The following is a 3,996-nucleotide window of genomic DNA, read 5'->3' as shown; positions in this document are numbered from 1 at the left end:
GCGAGGTTCGAGGACTCTGTCTTCTGGCTCATTCGGGTACCCGAACCTCTCCGTCAGCGGGCTCAGCCCGCGTCGACCTGCGCCTGGATCTCGGTCAGCACATCCTGCGCCGGCTTCGACTGCAGCTGACCGAACAGCGACTTGAACGCACCGTCGGCGGCGGACCACTTCGGGTTCGTCGACGGGTAGAACTGGGCGTCGGGCAGCACGTCGAGGAACGGCTTGAGGGCCTCCTCGCCGGCGAGCTGCTCGGCACCGGACTTGGTGACGGGCAGGAAGCCTTCGGCCTGCACCCACGGCACGTACACGTCGGCCGAGTAGTAGTAGTCGAAGAACTTGGTGATCGCCTCCTGCTTGTCGCCGTCGTTCTCGAAGGCCATCAGCTGGTCCATGACGCCGAGCGTGAACGGCGAGCCGTCCTTGGTCGGGATCGGGACGATGGAGTAGTCCAGGTCGGGGTTGCCGTCGGCGATCTGGCCGACCGTCGGCGGGAGGCCGACCTGCATGCCGATCTTGCCCTGGATGAAGATGTCCATCAGGGGCGAGCGCTGCGTCGAACCGGGGTCGGCCTGGGTCGCACCGGCGTCGATCATCTTCTTGATCTGCTCGGCGCCGACGAGGTTCTCCGGGGTGTCGATCGTGATCTCGGACTCATCGCCGAACGATCCGCCGCCGCCCCACAGCCACACGGCCGCCTCGGCCTGCGCCTCTTCGGATCCGAGCGGCATGCCGTAGCCGGCGACGCCCCCGCCGAGTGCCGACACCTTGGTCGCGGCATCCAGCAGCGAGTCCCAGTCGGTCGGCGCCTCGACACCGGCCTGCTCGAGCAGCGCGTTGTTGACGAACAGGGCGCGGGCCGACGCGATCATCGGCAGCGCGTAGGCGGTGCCGTCGATCTCGGCGTTCTTCAGGAACGACTCCTGGAAATCGGAGAAGGTCTCCTTCGAGACGACGTCTTCCGTCGGGTAGAGCAGCTCATCGCCGACGAAGCCCGCGAAGGGTCCGCCGTTGTAGATGTCGGGAGCCTCGCCCGCCTGGATCTTGGTGGAGACGACCTTCTCGAGGTTGTCCCAGGACTGCACCTCGAGCTTGACCTTGATGTCGGGGTTGGCCTTCTCGAACCCGTCGATCACGGTCTCCCAGTTCGCCTTGGTGCCGTCGGAGTAGCTGGGGACGAGCAGGTCGAGGGTCGCTGAGCCCTCTTCGCCTCCGCCGTCTCCGGACGATCCGCCGAACCCGCACGAAGCGAGCGAGAGCGTGGCGACGGCCGCAACGGCGGCGGCGCCGAACCGCAGTGACTTCTTCATGTGTATTGCATTCCTCACTGTGAGTGTCCGTCCCTCGGCGGCAGGCCGCTTCGGGAAGGGGGTGTGGTGCACAGTCGCAAGCACATCTCACGCGACAGTGCGTGGTGATCGCTTCGCCGGGTGGCATCCGCGATCGTTCAAGCCGGGGCTCGGGGGTTCTCGGCGACGATCGGAATCGACGACGAGGCGTTGGAACTTGTCCGATTATTTGTCAGGGGAACAAACAAATCAAGGGTAAGTGGGGGTTGTCGTTGTTTTCCGCCATACTATGATTGATTCCGGCCTCAAACAATCACAAGTATGCAACGTCTCGCCAGAAAGGCACCCCGATGACTGAATCGCTTCCCGGCGCGCACATGCGCGAAGAACTCCACTCCCAGCCGCAGATGTGGGCACGGGCTGCCGACCTCACGGCCGAGCAGGGCTTGCTCCCCGCCACCGGTGCGCGGGTCGCGGTCGTCGGCTGCGGCACGTCGTGGTTCATGGCGCAGTCGTACGCCGCTCTCCGCGAGTCCTCGGGGCACGGCGAGACGGATGCGTTCGCCGCTTCCGAGGCGTTCATCGACCGGGGATACGACGCCGTCGTCGCGCTGACACGATCCGGCACGACCAGCGAGGTGCTCGAGCTCGTCGACCGCGTCAAAGGACGCATCCGCACGATCGGTGTCATCGGCGACCCGACGTCGCCGCTCGCGTCGCTCGTCGACGATGCGGTGCTGCTGCCGTTCGCGGACGAGAAGTCCGTGGTGCAGACGCGCTTCGCCACGACGGCCCTCGCCCTGTTCCGTGCCTCGCTCGGCGAAGACCTGTCCGCGGCGATCGCCGATGCCGAAGCCGTGCTCGCGGAGCCCGGCGATGACGAGCTGCGTGACGCCGAGCAGTACACGTTCCTCGGACGCGGCTGGACGATCGGTCTCGCCCACGAAGCCGCTCTGAAGCTGCGGGAGTCGTCGCAGTCGTGGACCGAGGCCTACCCGTCGATGGACTACCGCCACGGTCCGATCGCCATCGCCGCTCCCGGCCGGGTGACGTGGCAGTTCGGCGAGGCTCCGGAGGGGCTCGCCGGCGAGGTGACCGCGACCGGTGCCCGATTCGAGCAGCGGGCGATCGACCCGCTCGCCGACCTCGTGCGGCTGCACCGCACGGCGCTCGACCGCGCGGTGGAGCGTGGGCTCGACCCCGATCAGCCGCGCAACCTCACGCGATCCGTCATCCTGGATGCATGACCCCACTTACGGCCGGAGCCGATGATGATCGACCCTGACGCGGCGGCGGCCGTTCCCGACGTCGAGCGTGACGCGGCGGGAGAGAAGCTCTCCGACGTGCGCGGGCTCGGAGTCGGCGCGCCCGTCCTGGCATTCGACGTGGGCGGAACCGACATCAAGTCGGCGCTGTTCGACGCCGACGGGACGGCGCTCGGGCTCCGTCGCACGCCCACGCCGATCGCCGACGGCGACCGCACGCAGGTGCTGCTCGAGCGGCTCGAGGTGCTGGCCGCCGAGCTCCGCGCGGCGCATCCCGACGTCGTTCCGCAGGCGGCCGGACTCGTGGTGCCGGGGATCGTGGATGCCGAGGCCGGGGTGGGCGTCTTCGCGAGCAATCTGGGCTGGCACGACTCGCCGCTGCGCGACCTCGCCTCCGCTCGCCTGGGCCTGCCCGTGGCCTTCGATCACGATGTGCGGGCGGCGAGCTGGGCGGAGCGTCGCCTCGGCGGTGCCCGCGATTACGCCGACGCCGTCGTGCTCGTGATCGGCACGGGCATCGCCGGCGCCCTGCTCGTGGGCGGTGTGCCGTACACCGCCGGTGGCTACGCGGGCGAGATCGGGCACTCTCCCATCGCGGACGGGCCGATCTGTCCCTGCGGCGCGCGCGGCTGCCTGGAGGCCGTGGCCTCCGCGGGAGCCATCGCGCGGCGCTACCGGGAGGCGACCGGCATCGCACCCGACGGGGCCAAGGACGTGATCGCCCGCGCGGCGGCCGGCGACGAGGTCGCCGCAGAGATCTGGAACTCGGCGCTCGACGCCCTCACGATGTCGCTCGCGCAGCTCACCGCGGTCGTCGCGCCGCAGGCCGTCGTCATCGGCGGAGGTCTGTCCCGTGCCGGCGGTGCGCTCTTCGACGAACTGCGAAGGCGCCTCGCGGACCGGCTCAGCTTCCACCGCATCCCCGTGCTCGTCCCCGCCGAACTCTCCGGCAACGCCGGCCTGCTCGGTGCCGCCCTGCGCGCGAGGGAGCTCACGTGATCCTCACCGTCACCCCCAACCCCGCGCTCGACCTCACCTGGCACATCGATCGGCTCGTCGAGGGCGATACGCACCGGGCGGATGCCGGAGTCGCGCGCGCCGGCGGCAAGGGGCTCAACGTCGCCCGTGTGGCGTACTCCGAAGGAGCGGACGCCCTCGCGGTCACCACGACGGGCGGCCGCGTCGGCGAGGAGTTCGCCGCCGAGCTCCGTGCCAGCGGAGTGCCGCACGCCCTCGTGCCGGTGGCCGCCGAGACGCGGCGAAGCATCGCCGTGGTCGACGAGACCGCCGGCGACACGACGGTCATCAACGAGCGCGGGATCAACCCGACCGACAGCGAGTGGGCCGATCTCCTCGCCGAGGTCGTCGAACGGCTGCCGACTGCGAGGGTTCTCGTCGTCTCGGGCAGTGTGCCCCCGGGCGCCCCGGAGTCGCTGGTCCCGATG

General features: G+C 69.6%; 4 protein-coding genes. 3 read left to right on the top strand and 1 reads right to left on the bottom strand.

The features are described 5' to 3' along the window. Positions 1-62: 62 nt before the first annotated feature. Positions 63-1,307 carry an extracellular solute-binding protein gene (locus ACNPM4_RS11665; protein ID WP_029263221.1) on the bottom strand — a complete coding sequence of 415 codons (1,245 nt, stop codon included), beginning with the start codon at positions 1,305-1,307 and terminating at the stop codon, positions 63-65. A 329-nt stretch (positions 1,308-1,636) separates the two neighbouring features. Here ACNPM4_RS11665 and ACNPM4_RS11660 point away from each other — a divergent pair, with 329 nt between their 5' ends. From ACNPM4_RS11660 to ACNPM4_RS11650, 3 genes are all read left to right on the top strand, one after another. Beyond that, positions 1,637-2,533, top strand: a complete 897-nt coding sequence (locus ACNPM4_RS11660; RefSeq protein ID WP_029263220.1) for an SIS domain-containing protein — start codon at positions 1,637-1,639, stop codon at positions 2,531-2,533. Positions 2,534-2,557: 24 nt separating this feature from the next. Next, the gene (locus ACNPM4_RS11655) at positions 2,558-3,550 is read left to right on the top strand and encodes an ROK family protein (protein WP_081859824.1); all 993 of its coding nucleotides are present in this window, start codon (positions 2,558-2,560) and stop codon (positions 3,548-3,550) included. Continuing rightward, positions 3,547-3,996 (top strand): 1-phosphofructokinase family hexose kinase (locus tag ACNPM4_RS11650; protein ID WP_448985811.1); only part of this gene is annotated, 450 nt, incomplete at its 3' end. The genes ACNPM4_RS11655 and ACNPM4_RS11650, both read left to right, overlap by 4 nt.

Source organism: Microbacterium umsixpiens (assembly GCF_053543675.1).
This window is presented reverse-complemented; position numbering and strand designations above follow the sequence as displayed.

What these genes read in the sequence shown, in the direction of transcription:
- ACNPM4_RS11655 (WP_081859824.1), top strand. Translation starts at nt 2,558, where the DNA reads ATGATCGACCCTGACGCGGCGGCGGCCGTTCCCGACGTCGAGCGTGAC.
- ACNPM4_RS11660 (WP_029263220.1), top strand. Translation starts at nt 1,637, where the DNA reads ATGACTGAATCGCTTCCCGGCGCGCACATGCGCGAAGAACTCCACTCC.
- ACNPM4_RS11665 (WP_029263221.1), bottom strand. Translation starts at nt 1,307, where the DNA reads ATGAAGAAGTCACTGCGGTTCGGCGCCGCCGCCGTTGCGGCCGTCGCC.